The sequence below is a fragment of the Bacillus sp. NTK074B genome (assembly GCF_017303375.1).
GTDB lineage: Bacteria > Bacillota > Bacilli > Bacillales > Bacillaceae_B > Rossellomorea.
In genome coordinates, this window is the sequence record NZ_JAFKOH010000003.1 from 254,203 (window position 1) to 270,101 (window position 15,899).

The following is a 15,899-nucleotide window of genomic DNA, read 5'->3' on the forward strand; positions in this document are numbered from 1 at the left end:
TTTGAACATAAAAAAATACAGCTTTGATCGCTGTATTTCACAGGAGTACTATGCTAAAAGTCATGGGTCAATAATGCGTAATATGGTAACGGACGGCGAAGATCGCCGCCTGGGTGCGGTCCCTCAACTCGAGCTTACTGATAAGGTTGGAAACATGATTCTTCACCGTGCCTTCTGATATATACAGTTCTTCCGCAATCTCTTTGTTGTTCAATCCAAGCCCAAGTTTATTCAGGACCTCAAGCTCCCGTTCCGTCAAGTCCTTCACGATTTCAGGAACTGTGTTGATCTGTTCTGCGGGCTGATTTCGTCTCATTTCCTTTACGATATCCGAAGTCAGCTCTTTCGGCAGGACCATGCCGCCTGATTGAACCGTCATGATTGCCTGAACGATGGCATCCGTCGGCATATCTTTCAGTAAATATCCGCTCGCCCCTTCTTCCAGCGCTTCAAAGATGAGCTCACTGTCGTTGAAAGTCGTGAGCATGAGCACCTTAATGTCGGGATAGGCGGTTGTAATGAGCTTTGTCCCTTCCACTCCGCTCGCGATTGGCATGCGGATATCCATCAAAACGATGTCCGGCCGGAGCTCCCCGGCTTTCTCGAACGCTTCCTTTCCGTTTGACGCAACCCCCGCCACCTCGATTTCCTGTCTCAGGTCCAAGATTGTGGCAAGTCCGTCCCTCATTAATTCCTGATCATCGACGATTAAAATTCTGACCATTATGATTCCCCCATTTGCCATTTCATTTCTATTAACGGCACCGTTGCCTTTACACGGAACCCTTCTTTCATGCTTTCAAATACGGTGGTCCCTCCATGTTCGTGGATTCTGTCCCGCATATGCTTCAAGCCAAATCCCGGGTGGATATCCGCCGCTCCTTGTCCGTTATCCTGAATACTGATTTCCACCCTGGATTCCGTGACTTCGAGCATGACCCTGCATTCCTTCGCCTCTCCGTGCCGGACTGCATTGGTGATCGATTCCTGTATGACCCGGGTCAGATCAAGCTGGATGGAGATCGGGATGGTGGTCACATCCCCCTTGACTGTAAAGCTTGCGACGAGACCCGTCATCACCTGATAATCTTCCAGTAGCTTTCGTATCGTGGTGACGAATGACTTCGGCTGGTCATGATCCTTCAAGGTTCTCACCGACAGGCGGATTTCCTGGAGTGTTTCCCTCGCCAGACCCTCACAGAGTTCGATTTTCTCTTTGCTCATGTCCGGGCGGGATTCCATCAGCTCTTTCGCTACCTGAAGCTGAACGAGCAGCGCCGTCATCTTATGGCCGACCGTATCATGGATTTCCCCGGAAATCCGGTTTCGTTCACGGATCAGCGTCAGCTCCTCCACCTGCTTTGAGTAAAGATGCAGCTGCTCGTGAGCCGCGGTTAAAGCTGTATGCGTTTCCTGCAGTTCCCCGTACTGGGTTTCGATTTTGTCCCGTGCATGAAACAATTTATGTATGAGACGTCCAACGACTGCTTCGAATACGATCAAGCTGAAATTGATGAGATTCTCCAAGAGAGAGAACGCGTCTGTTACTAGATATGTATAGTACATGGCTCCTGCCCAAATAATGAAAAAAGCTAAGCTGAATCCCCATAGAATCCGGTTATCCTTTGCCGATAAGAACAATGTCACTGCATTGATCCCGAACAGAATCAAGTAAAGAGACGATCCAGGGTATAAAAATACAAAGCCTGTAATCAGGATGAAATCAAGGGCAAGAGGATAATAGCTTTGATTCCGGATGGTTACGAGCAGAAAATGATTCAGTATGAATCCGATTCCCGCAATGATTACATAGATGATTTGAGCCGTTGAAGGAGTATCGACAGATGAATAATAGATGTAACTGATCATGGTGAACATGACCAGGCGGAGAATATTTAAAAATGTGAATTTCATGGGATCATCCCTATCTTGGATATGGGTGTAGAATATATTTCCATTATAACGCAGTTTGATGATTTGGAAGGGTGAAATTGGGTAGTGGGAATGAAATAATGGTTATTCCTTATCGGGAAATATGATGTGACGTTCATGACAAGGGGAAGAGGAGAATTTAGTAGCCATGGGACGTGTATAAATGGTACCAATTGGAAAAATACGCAATAAATAAAAAAACGACGCAATTAACGGGAAAATGACGCAAATATTTTAAAAAATGACGCAATCATGCTCGAAAATGACGCAATTATTTCCATCCGTCCTCTTCCGAAGATACAAAGCCGATTAAAAAAGAGCTTCAAGCCTATCATCGTGTTGAAACTCTTTGCTCATACGTATCTAGATTCACTTTAACCCTATTTTCTTTTATTTTTTCAACAAACGGTTCATTATTATCCCACGACAATCATCACGAATCACCAACAAACTCCGCCAACTCTTCGTACCAAACCTCTCTCAACGCATTTCTAAACAATATGTCCAGTTCCTCCGTTGGGTCAGGACGATCTATCTTAAGCGCCTTCCCATACGCTTCTACATGTTGGATTTGTTCAGAAACATATTCATTTATACTACTGAGCCTTGGCGCTAAGTTCATTTCCTCCCCGGCTACCTTCTGTTTTAACAGCATTGCGACTGATTCTTTCACCTCACCTGCCGGCAACAGCTCTTCAACCAGCTTCTGAAATTGAATCGGCGGGATTAAATGATATTTCTCGATCCACTTGGCAGCCAGCAAGGGACGAAGCACATTCAGATATTTCTTGATCCCGCCTTCTTCATGATCTCGAAAATTCCTCTTCGCCATCTTAACATAATGGTACAGACTGGAGACCGGTGAAAATAGATTCTGGTCCATTTCCTTTATTCGATCAACAACAGAGTAGGGTTGGCAATACACAATCGTTGATGTAAGCCATTCGATGATTGACGGGTTTGATTTCCTTAGTAATCTCAGTGCCTTCGACAGCTCCCACCCCTTCATATCCAATAGCGGGTCAATCGGGATCGCGACGGAATCCCTCGCAGGAATTTCGATCACATCCCTTTTTTGATCGATGGATAAATACCAGTCAGGTTTGTGGATATAAATGAAGCGGACGTCATAGTCACTGTCCTTAGAGGGAAAGCCCCATGCCCTGCTGCCTGATTCGCAGGCGAATAACATTTTGACGTTGTGATCGATTTCGATTTGTTTGAGTATGCCGAGGATGTGATCTTTCATGAGGGGATACCTCCTTTTGTACATTAAGATTCTAGCCCTCTTAAAAAAGCGTATCCTTTCATGTCATGTCATGCCGAATAGGCCATTCAGTCATTTTTCTGATCGTTCGAATGTGCCTCTTCTTCGGACAATCTCGAATCCTAACCGTTCATATAGTTTGATGGCCCCTGGGTTGTTTTGATTCACGTGCAGGCCGACGGGTTTCATCCCATCTTGTCGGAGTTCTTCTAAGCATTTAGCAGTCAAAACAGCACCGATCCCCTTCCCGCGCCATTCCGGAATCACACCCACTTGAATGATAAATCCTGTCTTCCCTGTGTCCCGAGCGGCTGTAATAAACCCCACTGCCTGATCATTGACTGTCACGATATAAGACTTGTCAGGCAGAAAGTCAGAGTCTCCAGATGTCTACTCTACCCATTTTTCCATCGGCCATCCCGGAAAACCAGGACGATCCTTGAATGATGCGTGATAAATGTCATAAAACGGCTCTTCCAATGATGATGACCAGCTCTTGAAAGTCAAACCTAAAGATGTCTCGATCTGAGGGATGCCGGTCAAGGAGTGTTCCATCACATATTCCTGGAAGACCAACTCAAATCCCTCTTGTTGATAGTCTTGAATAATTTCATCTGTCATGTTTTCGCATTTTATGTTTGTCATATCATTTTTACTCCATTCATAGACATTGTATTCATTTGAAGATATCACGCTCTTTCCATTAGGTCCAGGTATGGCGACTAGCAGGATGGCCCCAAGTACACTACATATTTTTTTCATCTATTCGCTACCCTCCTGTCATCTAAAAATAAAGAAACAGCTGCAACATATATAAATTCCAGAGTGAATGAGCCACCATCGCGGGAAGAATGGATTTGGTTTTATAAGTCGTCAACGTTAAAAGGAAGCCAGCCAATACAGTGAATACCCAAATTTCCGAAGGGTGGACGAGTCCAAACAAAAGGGACGTTATGGTGATGGCCCAAAACGGTTTTATGATCCTTAATAGGAGCGTCAACAAAATACCCCTGAATACAATTTCTTCAGAAATCGGCGTAAGGATTGCCACGTCAATCGTCTGTCTCCAGCTGCCTGCATGAAGCATATGGTTGTTGAAGTAGAAAATATAGTATTTGTCGAGGACCACTTCAAAATAAAGACAAAGGTGCAATAAGGCATAAGGGATGATAAAGGTGAGAAAAATCCACAACCACGTTCGCGGCTTCTTGAATGCTTTGACGTTCAACAGTGGAGAGATAAAGGTTCTGATTTCCTTGTAGGACAGGGTCACAACCATAAAATACGTAAACCATATAAAACCTTTGACTCCTTCATATACAGGACCCTCAAGATGCAGTTTATTTATGAAGAAACCGGGGACCGCCAATAGAATCAAATAGATACATAGAGTTTTAAACCGAATGGCCGATCCTGCTTCCTTCACATTGAGTGGTTCATTTGTGGACAAGCTATTTTGCATAAACCCACTCCGCTCTGCTATAACTTTTTTTCCAGAATGATCTTATGTAAGCCTTTCTCATTCGTATACGTATCGATGACATCAAAACCATTCTTGATATTGAGGATCAGCATGCTTCGCCATTTATTCATGGTTTTGGTTTGCACCACCTTAAACCCAAGTTCCTTCAACGTTTGATGCTGCTGTTTCATTAACTCTGCAGCGATGCCCTGTTTTCGGTAGTTCGGATCCACGCCGCCCAACCAGCTATAAAAGGTGTGGGTGTCCAGTTGGTAGCCTATTTTATATCCAATGACTCTGGAATCGTCCATCGCTATATCTATTAATATCTCAGGCTTATTGGCCATTTCGGTGATCAAATCGTTCGAAGTTTCAAATATAGATCCATGTAATGTCCCCATTCCATTCATGGTATGGTCTTCGGGTAACGAGCGAAACTGATAATAATGAATACGCAAGGCGTTCCCTCCTCATCAAGTGAATTGTTTAGGAGTAAGATAATGTAACAGTTCATCCAGCGACTGAATCTCTTCATCTGGCTTTATATCAGAATCGTTTTCCATTCCACTTGGATTGAACCATATACCCTTGAGACCAGCACATTGTGGCCCACCCACATCCAGCTCCAGATTATCCCCAACGAATAATGCGTCTTCAGGCCGGACTTGAAGCTTATTCAGAGCCAGTTGGAATATGCGTGGATCCGGTTTCTCCAATCCGACTTCTTCGGAAATCAAGATAACATCAAAACATTCATGTAAACCGGAATTCATGATCTTTGCTTTTTGTCTATGTACGGTGCCGTTTGTGATGATGGCCACTTTCATATGCTCCTGGATCCTCTTCACCAGATTAACGGTATGCTCACTGATCGAAAAACACTGAGGAAATTGTTGATTCCAGAATTCTTGAGGCTCCGGCAACCGGTATATCGGTGGGAATTCATCAAAAAACGAGTCAAATACAGTTGTTTTATCACTGACACCATAACCTGTATTATCATACTCCTTGAACTTACGCAGCATCTCCGTTTTCAACATATCCTCTACATTCCCATAACACTCTTTCAACATGATATGAAATATGTTATCCACTGCCTGATTTCGATCGAGTAAAGTATCGTCTAAATCAAATAGCATAGCTTTGTAATTCTTCATACCTAATCACACCCTTCTTACTACCAATTATTTCAAATTATATCCAGTTACTCAAGAAAAATCTTCCTTAAAAAAGGGCTCACCCTGGTTTTGGGTAAGCCCTTCGTTGCATTACACTCCTACAAAGATCCCTAATCGGTCTCCATCCAAATCGACTGTCTTCATACTTTCTCTTTTCTCAAACGCCATGCTCTTGATTAAGAGACTGCCCTGCAGTAAATCTTCAAATTGCTCCACAACCTCTTTCATCGAATCATCCAGATCCAACACCAGATGCACGCGCTGTTCCACCGGCAGATTCAACTCTTTCCGGTACTGCTGGACGGCGCGAACCAGCTCACGGGCCTTCCCTTCTTTCCGCAGATCCTCTGTGATCGTTGTATCCAGGAACACACTGAATTGAGAGTTTGAAGCCATTTCCAGTCCTTGATGGGTCTTTTGTTGAACGATCAAGTCATCCATCTCAACTGAAACTTTCTCCCCGTTAGGAGACTCAAATTCAACATAGCCTTGTTCTACAACCTTGTTCGCCTCTTCAGAAGATAACGTTTGTAAATGCTTCTGAGCGACTCCAACGAGCTTCCCGAGTTTCGGACCGGCAGTCGGGAAATTCAGCTTCAGTTCATATTGAACGGAATCTCCCGCGTTGTCCTGCAATTGAACGTTCTTCACATTGATTTCATCTTTAATGATGTATTCATACTTCTGAAGCCATTCTGTATCTTGTTTTGAACCAACTACCGTAAGTGCTGAAAGGGGCTGCTTCGTTTTGATGCTTGTCATATTCCGGGCGGACCTTGCAAGCTCGACGACTTGTAGCACATGGTCCATTTCCAATTCAAGGGCTGGGTTGATCTCACCTTGTTGAGCTTTAGGAAAATCGGCCAGATGCACGCTTTCACCCGTTAAGTTCATATGAATATCTTCTGCGATGAATGGGGTGAACGGTGCCAGCAACCTACCCACACTGACCAATACTCGATGTAACGTATGGTACGCCGCCAGTTTATCTTCATCCAGCCCTTCGCTCCAGAAGCGTTCACGTGACCGGCGGATATACCAGTTACTCACTTGATCAACCAGGACGGTTAACTCTCTCGCTCCTGCCGTAAAGTCATACCCATCTAAATGCTCCGTTACATTTGTGATGACCGTATTCAATCGTGATACCATCCACTGATCAAGCAGGGAAGGAGTACCCGCTTCATGCTTTTCAGGATTGAATCCATCAATCACCGCATACAGGGTGTAAAAGGAATGCACGTTATTCAGTGTGTCCACAAGCTTCGACTTCGCCTGACTGACGACGTTTTCCGAGAACCGTTTATTGTTCCATGGAGCACTGTCTGCGAGCAAGGCCCATCTGAGCGCATCAGCGCCAAACTTATCGACGAGTTCCATTGGATTCATGACATTCCCTTTACTCTTGGACATTTTCCGTCCGTCTTCATCGAGGATATGGCCAAGTGATAAGACACGCTTATACGGCGCTTTCCCCGTGAAGAGTGACGAAACCGTCAACAAACTGTAGAACCATCCCCTCGTCTGGTCCACGCCTTCTGCGATCACATCCGCCGGGAATTGTTGCTGGAATAACTCTTCATTCTCGAATGGATAGTGATACTGGGCAAACGGCATTGAACCGCTGTCGAACCAGACATCGATCACTTCTTTCGTCCTCTTCATCTCATGGGAGCAGGATGGACATTCCACGATCACTTCATCGACATACGGTTTATGAAGCTCGAGACCTTCTCTCCAGCCGCTTTTCGCATGTTCTTTCAGCTCTGCAACGCTTCCCGGGACGAATTGATGGTCACAATTCCCGCAAACCCAGACGTTTAGGGGTGTTCCCCAATAGCGGTTCCTGCCCAGGTTCCAATCGACCATATTTTCGAGGAACTTCCCAAAGCGGCCTTCTTTCATATGATCCGGATACCACTCGACGGATTGGTTATTCTTGATGATCGTGTCTTTTATAGCGGTTGTCTTGATGAACCAGCCTTCCATGGCGTAATAGATGAGCGGTGAATCACATCGCCAGCAATGCGGATAGCTGTGCTCATACTTTTCTTTGGAAAAAAGAAGGTTGCTGTCTGCCAGCATCTTGATGATCTTCACATCGCTGTCTTTGGTGAATTCACCTTGGAGAGGCTTGAAATCACCGGTGTAACAGCCTTTTTCATCGACGATATTGACGAAATCCAATCCACTTTCTTTGATGGCATTGTAATCATCTTCCCCGTGTGCCGGGGCAAGATGAACGATCCCGGTTCCGCTGTCGTCGGTTACAAATCCTGCAGAAATGACTTCATGACCGCGGGTAAGCTTGAGATTATTGAAAGGCGGTTGATATGAAACGCCAACAAATTCGCGACCTTTATGCTCACTGACCACTTCAACGTCTTCTCCCAACACCTCGTTCAAAAGGTTTTTCGCAAGGATAAACGTTTCTTCTCCACGCCTCGCCTTCACGTAATCCACGTCTTCATGGACGGCAAGTGCTACATTTGAAGGAAGCGTCCATGGTGTCGTCGTCCAGCCGAGAAAAAATTCCTGCTCTTTTCCTTCCACCTTGAATTTAGCCGTCGCGGACAGATCTTTTACATCCTTATATCCTTGTGCCACCTCATGGGAGCTGAGGGACGTTTGGCAGCTCGGGCAGTATGGGACGACCCGATGGCCTTGATAAAGCAACCCTTTCTCATGGATGTTTGAAAGGATGTGCCAGACACTTTCGATATACTCATTTTGAAGGGTCACATACGGATCATCCATATCCACCCAGTACCCGATGGCTTCAGTAAACGTACGCCACTGCTTTTCATAATCGAACACACTTTTCTTACATTCCTCAATGAATTTCTCTACACCGTAATCCTCGATTTCCTGCTTGCCGGAGACGCCGATTTTCTTTTCGACACCGAGTTCCACAGGCAGGCCGTGAGTATCCCACCCTGCCTTACGTTTCACCTGATATCCCCTCATCGTCTGATACCTGGCGACGAAATCTTTGATCACACGTCCCAGGACATGCCCGGCATGTGGAAGACCGTTGGCCGTCGGGGGGCCTTCATAGAAGACGAATGTCTTTTCCCCTTCACGGTTCCTCACTGATTTTTCAAAAATATGATTCGAATTCCAATAATCCTGGATTCGCTTCTCTCTTTCGACCGACTTTTCGTTTACATTTACCTTTTCCATGTCATCACACCTTCTTTTATACAAATAAAAAAAACCCGCCCCTAACCTAAGTTAGGGACGAGTTTGTAACCCGCGATACCACCCTGATTCTATCCATAAACTGTATTTCAAGTTTACGTGACAGCGCTCATTCAACGTACAATCATACGCGTTCCTTGTAACGGCGGAAACCCGTCAAAGCTTAAAGGGCCTTCAGCTTTGCTTCTCGGAGAGGATATTCAATATGACCTGAACGTTGACTTCCACCAAATCGCCAACTCTCTGTAGATCAGACTCCATACCTACTCGTTCTCGTCATGGAATGTAAGTGATCCAATATATGTTAGAACAAATGTAAATGATACAGGATGAATTTGTCAATGTTTTTTATTTTATTATTGCACTGCTCCATCCATCTATTCACTATTCTTTACTAACGAATCCACTTATGTATATAATAAAAGTAGTTAAGTACACTAAAAAAGGAGCCCTGACGGCAATCAGGACTCCTCCACAACATAAACTGCATGGAAAGTGCAGCGGCTCACTTAGAGTCAATCGAAACAGAAGTAATCATCAATGATCCTCATGAGCGGTGGGGACGATGGTTACTTCTTTTTTTGTGTAACTGCGACAATTGCTACAATCAATGTTCCAAAGGCAATCATAATTTGCAATACATCTCCTACAGCAATCATTAGCGTATCACCTCCCTTCACTCGGGAGTGTGAGCCGCTACCCCATCTTCCGTATTATGTTGTGTCCTTCCATTATATCACAGGCAAACATGCGTTTGCTCCCTACCGAATGGACCGGTTTGAAAATTTGGTCCCGTCCCCTTTCTTCATTCTTAGAAGAATAATTCAGGATGAATTTCAGCGTAGACCTGCGGTTTCATGACAAAACTCAATCTCAATCGCCTTTCAGAAAGAAACAGGGATGTTTTATAGTAAAAAAGAAATGGTAAAATATACTCTGTTCACTGAGAATGGATCGATCCTCTTCAAGGAGAAAAAATGAAATATAATCTCGGCGATATTGTAGAATACGAAGATGAGGTATACACCATATTCTGGATCTATGATTCTGAGTATGTCGAATTGAATTCCGATGAGAAGAAATGTGTGTTGGCGAAGGCGGAAGAACTTAGGTTGGTTAGAGCGAAGTAAACAAGACTGAAGGAACGTGATACTTACAGGAGTCGGCCATCTCAGTGAATCATCTTATGATGGATAATATTATTTAATCAAGGATTTGCCAGCTGCAGATCACTCTTCAGTGTGTCCTGATACATCAAAAAATAGTTACTAATTAATCACGATTGATAATTTGTAACTGACGAGCTCACTAAGCTCTGTCAGAAAGCCATCAAGTATCTCATTGTTCTGGAATTTACATTCGATGAGGTAACAACTTTCCCCGCTGATTTTATAATTGTGAAGGATATTCTCAGAGTTTTCTTTTACAAATGACAGATATGGTTGATGGTTGGCGCTCCTTAAATAGATATGGATCATGGCATGGACCGAAAATCCCATCTTCAATTGGTTCAAACGAATGGTATACCCCTCAATGATCCCCTTGTCTTCCATTTTCGCTACCCTGGCAGAGGCAGCAGGAGCCGTCAGATGAACTTTCTCTCCTAACTCCTTCATTGAAATCCGGCTGTTTAGGGACAATTCGTCCAGTATCCTTAAATCTGTTTGGTCTAGCATCCCGCAAACTCCTTTCAAAAATAAAGTAAAACGGTCAAAACACTTTCGTCAGGTTATGTATACCTTCACTCTTATGCTTTAAACTATACATTGTTAACAGAAATCAATAAAGAAAAGGAGCGAATAACTTATGAACATCCAACTGATCAGAAATGCCACGCTTATCGTTCAATATGCAGGAAAAAAATTCATTATCGACCCGTTCCTTGCGGAAAAAGGAAGCTACCCTCCGTTCCCGAATTCACTTCGTCAGGATCAACAAAACCCATTGACCGGACTTCCCGTACCCCTTGAGGAAATCCTTCATGGTGCGGATGCCGTCATCCTTACTCACCTCCATTTGGACCACTATGACGATGCAGCCAAAGAAGCACTGCCAAAGGATATCGCCCTATTCGTACAAAGCGACGAGGACGCTGCCGCCGTCAGAAAAGACGGTTTCCATCATGTCGAAGTTCTGAAAGAAGATTCAATCTTTGAGAACGTTCATCTTGCTAAGACAAAAGGGGAACACGGCCGGGGGGAAATCCTGAACCTTACCGGATCTGTCTGCGGTGTGGTCTTCACCCATAAGGACGAGAAAACCCTTTATGTAGCGGGTGACACGGTATGGTATGAAGGGGTGAGGGAAGAAATCGACACACATCGCCCTGACATCATCGTCGTCAACGCAGGTGACAATCAATTTCTTGAAGGCGGCTCACTCGTCATGGGAAAGGAAGACGTCCTCCAAACGGCAGAAGCTGCACCAGAAGCGACCATCATCGCCGTTCATATGGAAGCAGTGAATCACTGGACCCTGTCCAGGGAAGAGTTAAAAGAGTATGCTGCTGAAAAGGGCATTGCCTCTCAGCTGATTGTGCCAAAGGATGGAGACACCATCCGTTTTTAAATCCTTCCCCTCTTGACTGCTGGTAAGTATAAAGAAAATTATTGAGGTCTGACTCACTATGAGTCAGACCTGATTCATCGACAGGAAAAACTCCAATTAACTGCCAATAAAGTCTTCTCAACGTTTGGCGTCTTACCGTTGGCAATACAAGACTGCTCCACCTTGTGAAGAGAGTTATCATTTAAAAAGACAGAAATCAGAATAAAACCTAATGCCAATACCGGCACGTATGATTTTCTCATTGCAGTATCACCTCAATCATTTTCCGAGCGGTCTTCCATACTTCACCAAAACATGCCACAATAGCTTCAATTCCTGCAGCACCTCTTCATACGTACCCCGATCACTCCAGGAATCCCAATCTCGTTTCAAACTCATGACAGCTGACCCGATTGTGTGGGCATCAATCCTGTCTTTATAAGCGATCCGCTTTGCCAGGGACGGCATGGATGGTCCCCTGAAATCAGAAGGGACATCCTTTACATGAAGGACAAATCCCATATGCCATTGAAGATCGATGGCATACTTGGAAGACATTTCCTCCAGGGTATCACCGACCTTTGTATCCTTAAAAGATGGATCGGCGACCAGCACTTCCACATCTTCTTTTAAAGAAATCGGCCCGTGAATCTGGGATTCGATATAATGATTCAGGTTTCGATGAGCCACCCTTTCCTTTCTACCGTATTCAAGGTGATTCCAAACGTGTTGCAGGAATCTCGTCGGAGTCAAATCCTTCTCTCCCAGTGCAAAATCCCTTAAAAACATTTCTTCCAAAAGGCCAGCCAGGATCATATCAAACTCTTGATACGTCCCCTTCTCAAAGGGGTTTTGATGAGAATCCATGTATGTAAAGGTAGATCGGGATGAGACACTTGGGGATAACAAGAAGTAACAAGAACCGAACCGTGGGGAAGGACCATCCGGGTGTAACATCAGGTTCAATGCTCCGTACTTTGGCCGTTCACTCATCGATGTGCTTTCGACTTGATAAGCCCCTCCAAACATTTTCTCCTCCCACATATCCCGGTCACCACCTGGATGGGGGGAGACTTTCCCATTTGAAATCAATGTTTCAAACTGGCTCTTATATTCCCCGTGATCCAGGAGTGATTCTGCCACGTTCTTCGTTATGGACACTGGTCGATCCGGGTGAAAATGTAAACCGATCCGGGCGTTGGATTTAATATGATGAACGGCTTGTTCAAACACTTCACCGGAAATATTGGACATGTCAAGGACATGATGAATGGTTGCCTTGGCTTCCGCTTTGTGCTTTAGGGCACAGGCAGTAAAATAGTCGATTGCCTGCTTCTGTGACGAGGTTAATCCCATAAAGCTACGACTCTCCTAACAGTAACCATCATTTCTCCCAAAGCTCAATCAGCCTGCCTTCAGGATCTTTAATCCAAACAAACTGACCAAATTCACCCACTTCTTTATCCTTTGCAAGGGGCACTCCGATTTGATTCAGATGCCCGATCGTTTCTTCAAGATCATGTACTTGGAAGTTTAACATGACCTGCTGTTCTGTCGGGAAGTATGGGTCCTCTTCTGTAAAGAGTGAGAAAATCGTTTCATTTTGGGGATCGGATTTAATAATGGTCCCATTCCAGTCTTCTATATCAAGCTTTAACACTTCGTTGTACCATTTCTTGATCTCATCCAGATTTTTGGTTCTCCAGAAAATTCCTCCAAAGCCTTTGATCATGATATGTTCTCTCCTTTTCTCTTTTCATTTAAGAATAACTAAACGTATATTCCGATTTAATGACGCCACTGGAATATGGTTTTACGTTCAACAGCTTCAAGTTTACTCGAGGCTCTTCCCTACCGAATAATGGAGTGCCCTTCCCGACCAGAATGGGATTGACCTTCAGGACTAAGCGGTCTAAAAGTCGATGTTTGAGCAGTTCCCCGGCTAACTCTCCACCGCCGCAGAGCCAGATGTTGCCCTTTTGTTGCTGCTTTAGTCGCTGAATAAAGGGTATGGCGTCTTCCTTTATCAATTCTACTTCTTCGTTAGAGTCGAATTGAAGGGACTTTGAAAATATATAATGCTTGATTCCCTTATACCCGGGTTCACCAGGCTTTGCCCCCAGCAGGAATCCGAACTCATATGTTTTCCTGCCCATTAATACCGCATCATAGTCCTTTATGTCTTCCAGGAAATCAGGTACATGATCGCCATCAAATAGAAACAGGGAACGTTCGATATCCCCGTCTATCAATGCTTGATCCGCGATAAAATGATCCAGGGAAACGGCAACATGATAAATCAATTCACCCATTTTTCTTTCCTCCCCTCTTGAATCGTTTACTTAGAACATCTGACGCAATTCCACCTGGCCTTCCCCGTACCCTTGAGGATCCGGCACGCGCATCGCCCACTCGATCGCTTCTTCCCTCGACTTCACATCAATGAGGAAGAACCCCGCGACTAATTCATCGACTTCAAAAGGTCCCTCCGTTACGACCGGATCTCCCCCTGGTTCCGGGTACGAGATTCGAATACCGTCCGAGCTCGGATGAAGGCCCTTGGCCATCACCCGCACACCTGCTTCCACTAAATCCTTATTGTACTGCATCATCGCTTCCATGAGGTCGGGACTCGGGAGGTTACCCGCTTCCGAATTTCTCGAGGCTTTGACAATCATCATAAAGAGCATAGCCACTTCTCCCTTTCCACACTTCCTATTAAAAGTACTTTACTTGAATATTCTATGATTCATCGGGTATTCCTTCTTTTAGTATACGTTCACCACTGACAGGCTTTGAAAATTGTTAGGAAAGGAAAGACATGATAAAGCTTGCACCCAATTGAGAAAAGATCTTTTTGGAGGTCGTTCAGTCTACCCGAGAGGCTCCGTTTTCGAGTTCCTTACACTCTCGTAACCTTTCAATCTAGTCATCTATTTCAGGCTACACGGTTTTCCCTCCTCATCAAACGCTTTCTTAAAATCAAAAACAAAAGGAGTGGAGCCATGTTGAATAAAGTGACGGTATCTATTGAAAGCATCCTCCCAGGTTACATCCCCTGGATTTTCTATCCACCACATGGCATATGAAAGATGGTTCTCTTGATTCCGATTCCATCCATTGATTCCGATTCCGTAATGCCTGACTGTGCTTGCCCGAATAGGTAAACCGATATAAAGAGTGAAGACTTTCCCATACGGTTAACGTCAGTACGGGATAACCACTCCCTTCCCCTTCTTCAGATAACGTGACTCCACCTGATGAAAGTTCCCTTATCATACCTGATACATGTGCCTGACGCATCACTCTAAATCCTCTATCATAAAACTCACGAGATGACGGGTGGTCATAAGGGTGACGCAACCTGCCGATCGTGTAAATGGAAACAAACGCCATATATACCCCTCCCATTACTATCATGAAATTCATTAGTAAAAAGACTCTGCCATTTGAATCAACTGCGTTTTACTCACTTCTTTTGGGGTTAGTTTTGGGTAATAGATTATTTCGTAGTACCATTCATCCTTCCAGGTAGGACCCTTCTACCAGAGTCATCCGGGATAAAATCCCCGTTCATATCCTCTCCGATTTTCACCCTATTGACCTTATCTGCTGCATACTCCGGTTTTGATGATGTGATTCGGATGTCCATTATATTTTTATCAGCGTTTAGTAACGAAATGGCCGCTTCCTGTTGATCTTCTCCAACTGAGACATCGGTCACTTTCATTTCAGCAAACGGAACCTGTGCAGGGATCTTGAATTCATGCTTCGACTCTGGAGTGTATTGTAGACTGTACATCCTGCCACGATGCTCTGTCCAGATAAAACCTATGGTTACAACGACAGCAAATAATAGTGCGGAGACTATTGTTTTCGATTTCGTCCCCTTTACTCCTACCCTATTAATCATTGGCCCAATGATTCCTTTTGGAAGAGGAAAACAGGCTCCAATTCCCCTCCGAAATGATTTAAACTTCTCCATCCACCACTTTGATGGCCGTCTGATCATCGATTGCATACGCCGGACCCTTTATGCCCACTGCCCATTTTTCTGCATCAGACATCTTGTTTTCCGGCAGCATCTCATGGTCCAGGTGAGGGAATATTGAAGAGTCAACCATTCCCAGCGCTGCATCCCCGCCGTTCGGAGGATTCCAACCAACAAAGTCTTTTCCGATGTTAGGGGCCATCACTATACTCCCTGCACTCATTCCTACATAAACTGCGTCCAGCAATGGTAAAAGATCTGCAAGTCCAGAATTCATGATTTCATCTCCTTGTGTAGTCAAACCCTTAAATTTTGGGTGTT

At 44.5% G+C, this 15,899-nt stretch carries 20 protein-coding genes, 1 pseudogene and 1 other annotated feature; of the genes and pseudogenes, 2 read left to right on the forward strand and 19 right to left on the reverse strand.

Annotation, left to right across the window (positions count from 1 at the left end):
• Positions 1 to 67 precede the first annotated feature (67 nt).
• From JI667_RS07295 to JI667_RS22660, 10 genes are all read right to left on the reverse strand, one after another.
• Positions 68 to 724, reverse strand: a complete 657-nt coding sequence (locus JI667_RS07295; protein WP_206851576.1) for a response regulator — start codon at positions 722 to 724, stop codon at positions 68 to 70.
• Positions 724 to 1,914 (reverse strand): sensor histidine kinase, encoded by a 1,191-nt coding sequence (locus JI667_RS07300; RefSeq protein WP_206851578.1) that lies wholly within the window; start codon positions 1,912 to 1,914, stop codon positions 724 to 726. The genes JI667_RS07295 and JI667_RS07300 overlap by 1 nt, the downstream gene beginning before the upstream one ends.
• 451 nt (positions 1,915 to 2,365) lie before the next feature.
• Complete coding sequence (locus JI667_RS07305; RefSeq protein ID WP_206851581.1) at positions 2,366 to 3,181, reverse strand: nucleotidyltransferase domain-containing protein; 816 nt, start codon at positions 3,179 to 3,181, stop codon at positions 2,366 to 2,368.
• A gap of 90 nt (positions 3,182 to 3,271) precedes the next feature.
• Positions 3,272 to 3,568, reverse strand: coding sequence for a GNAT family N-acetyltransferase (locus JI667_RS07310; RefSeq protein ID WP_244668250.1), 297 nt, complete (start codon positions 3,566 to 3,568; stop codon positions 3,272 to 3,274).
• 21 nt (positions 3,569 to 3,589) lie between these two features.
• Positions 3,590 to 3,961: a hypothetical protein gene (locus JI667_RS07315; protein ID WP_206851585.1), complete on the reverse strand. Its 372-nt coding sequence runs from the start codon at positions 3,959 to 3,961 to the stop codon at positions 3,590 to 3,592.
• Between the two features lie 22 nt (positions 3,962 to 3,983).
• Positions 3,984 to 4,661, reverse strand: coding sequence for a CPBP family intramembrane glutamic endopeptidase (locus JI667_RS07320; protein WP_206851587.1), 678 nt, complete (start codon positions 4,659 to 4,661; stop codon positions 3,984 to 3,986).
• A 17-nt stretch (positions 4,662 to 4,678) separates the two neighbouring features.
• Entirely contained in the window at positions 4,679 to 5,119 is a 441-nt protein-coding gene (locus JI667_RS07325) for a GNAT family N-acetyltransferase (RefSeq protein ID WP_244668233.1), read from the reverse strand.
• A gap of 15 nt (positions 5,120 to 5,134) precedes the next feature.
• Entirely contained in the window at positions 5,135 to 5,818 is a 684-nt protein-coding gene (locus JI667_RS07330; protein ID WP_244668234.1) for an HAD family hydrolase, read from the reverse strand.
• Positions 5,819 to 5,929: 111 nt separating this feature from the next.
• Entirely contained in the window at positions 5,930 to 9,022 is a 3,093-nt protein-coding gene (gene ileS / locus JI667_RS07335) for an isoleucine--tRNA ligase (protein ID WP_206851590.1), read from the reverse strand.
• Between the two features lie 50 nt (positions 9,023 to 9,072).
• Positions 9,073 to 9,329 (reverse strand) — a binding site (T-box leader).
• Positions 9,330 to 9,609: 280 nt separating this feature from the next.
• Complete coding sequence (locus JI667_RS22660; protein ID WP_219927342.1) at positions 9,610 to 9,699, reverse strand: putative holin-like toxin; 90 nt, start codon at positions 9,697 to 9,699, stop codon at positions 9,610 to 9,612.
• A 318-nt stretch (positions 9,700 to 10,017) separates the two neighbouring features.
• On the opposite strand from JI667_RS22660, the gene JI667_RS07340 reads away from it, so the two are divergent.
• Positions 10,018 to 10,170 carry a hypothetical protein gene (locus JI667_RS07340; RefSeq protein ID WP_206851591.1) on the forward strand — a complete coding sequence of 51 codons (153 nt, stop codon included), beginning with the start codon at positions 10,018 to 10,020 and terminating at the stop codon, positions 10,168 to 10,170.
• A gap of 138 nt (positions 10,171 to 10,308) precedes the next feature.
• On the opposite strand, the gene JI667_RS07345 is transcribed toward JI667_RS07340, so the two are convergent.
• Positions 10,309 to 10,716, reverse strand: a complete 408-nt coding sequence (locus JI667_RS07345; protein WP_206851592.1) for an Lrp/AsnC family transcriptional regulator — start codon at positions 10,714 to 10,716, stop codon at positions 10,309 to 10,311.
• A 130-nt stretch (positions 10,717 to 10,846) separates the two neighbouring features.
• Between JI667_RS07345 and JI667_RS07350 the strand changes: the two genes are divergently transcribed.
• On the forward strand, positions 10,847 to 11,608 hold the full coding sequence (locus tag JI667_RS07350) for an MBL fold metallo-hydrolase (RefSeq protein WP_206851594.1): 762 nt from the start codon (positions 10,847 to 10,849) through the stop codon (positions 11,606 to 11,608).
• A gap of 258 nt (positions 11,609 to 11,866) precedes the next feature.
• Here JI667_RS07350 and JI667_RS07355 read toward each other — a convergent pair whose 3' ends face one another.
• The 8 genes and pseudogenes from JI667_RS07355 to JI667_RS07385 all read right to left on the reverse strand — a co-directional run.
• The gene (locus JI667_RS07355) at positions 11,867 to 12,943 is read right to left on the reverse strand and encodes a DUF3626 domain-containing protein (RefSeq protein WP_206851596.1); all 1,077 of its coding nucleotides are present in this window, start codon (positions 12,941 to 12,943) and stop codon (positions 11,867 to 11,869) included.
• Between the two features lie 28 nt (positions 12,944 to 12,971).
• Complete coding sequence (locus JI667_RS07360) at positions 12,972 to 13,319, reverse strand: VOC family protein (protein ID WP_206851598.1); 348 nt, start codon at positions 13,317 to 13,319, stop codon at positions 12,972 to 12,974.
• 28 nt (positions 13,320 to 13,347) lie between these two features.
• A complete protein-coding gene (locus JI667_RS07365; RefSeq protein ID WP_206851600.1) occupies positions 13,348 to 13,899 on the reverse strand; it encodes a dihydrofolate reductase family protein in 552 nt (183 codons plus the stop codon).
• Positions 13,900 to 13,929: 30 nt separating this feature from the next.
• Positions 13,930 to 14,277, reverse strand: coding sequence for a YciI family protein (locus tag JI667_RS07370; protein WP_206851601.1), 348 nt, complete (start codon positions 14,275 to 14,277; stop codon positions 13,930 to 13,932).
• 243 nt (positions 14,278 to 14,520) lie between these two features.
• A complete protein-coding gene (locus JI667_RS22665) occupies positions 14,521 to 14,667 on the reverse strand; it encodes a DUF3291 domain-containing protein (RefSeq protein ID WP_244668235.1) in 147 nt (48 codons plus the stop codon).
• The gene (locus JI667_RS07375; RefSeq protein WP_244668236.1) at positions 14,615 to 14,983 is read right to left on the reverse strand and encodes a DUF3291 domain-containing protein; all 369 of its coding nucleotides are present in this window, start codon (positions 14,981 to 14,983) and stop codon (positions 14,615 to 14,617) included. Before JI667_RS07375 ends, JI667_RS22665 begins: the two co-directional genes overlap by 53 nt.
• A gap of 106 nt (positions 14,984 to 15,089) precedes the next feature.
• Positions 15,090 to 15,500 carry a hypothetical protein gene (locus JI667_RS07380; RefSeq protein WP_206851602.1) on the reverse strand — a complete coding sequence of 137 codons (411 nt, stop codon included), beginning with the start codon at positions 15,498 to 15,500 and terminating at the stop codon, positions 15,090 to 15,092.
• Positions 15,501 to 15,558: 58 nt separating this feature from the next.
• A pseudogene (locus JI667_RS07385) lies at positions 15,559 to 15,849 on the reverse strand (Type 1 glutamine amidotransferase-like domain-containing protein); the annotation flags it as partial.
• Between the last annotated feature and the right edge of the window lie 50 nt (positions 15,850 to 15,899).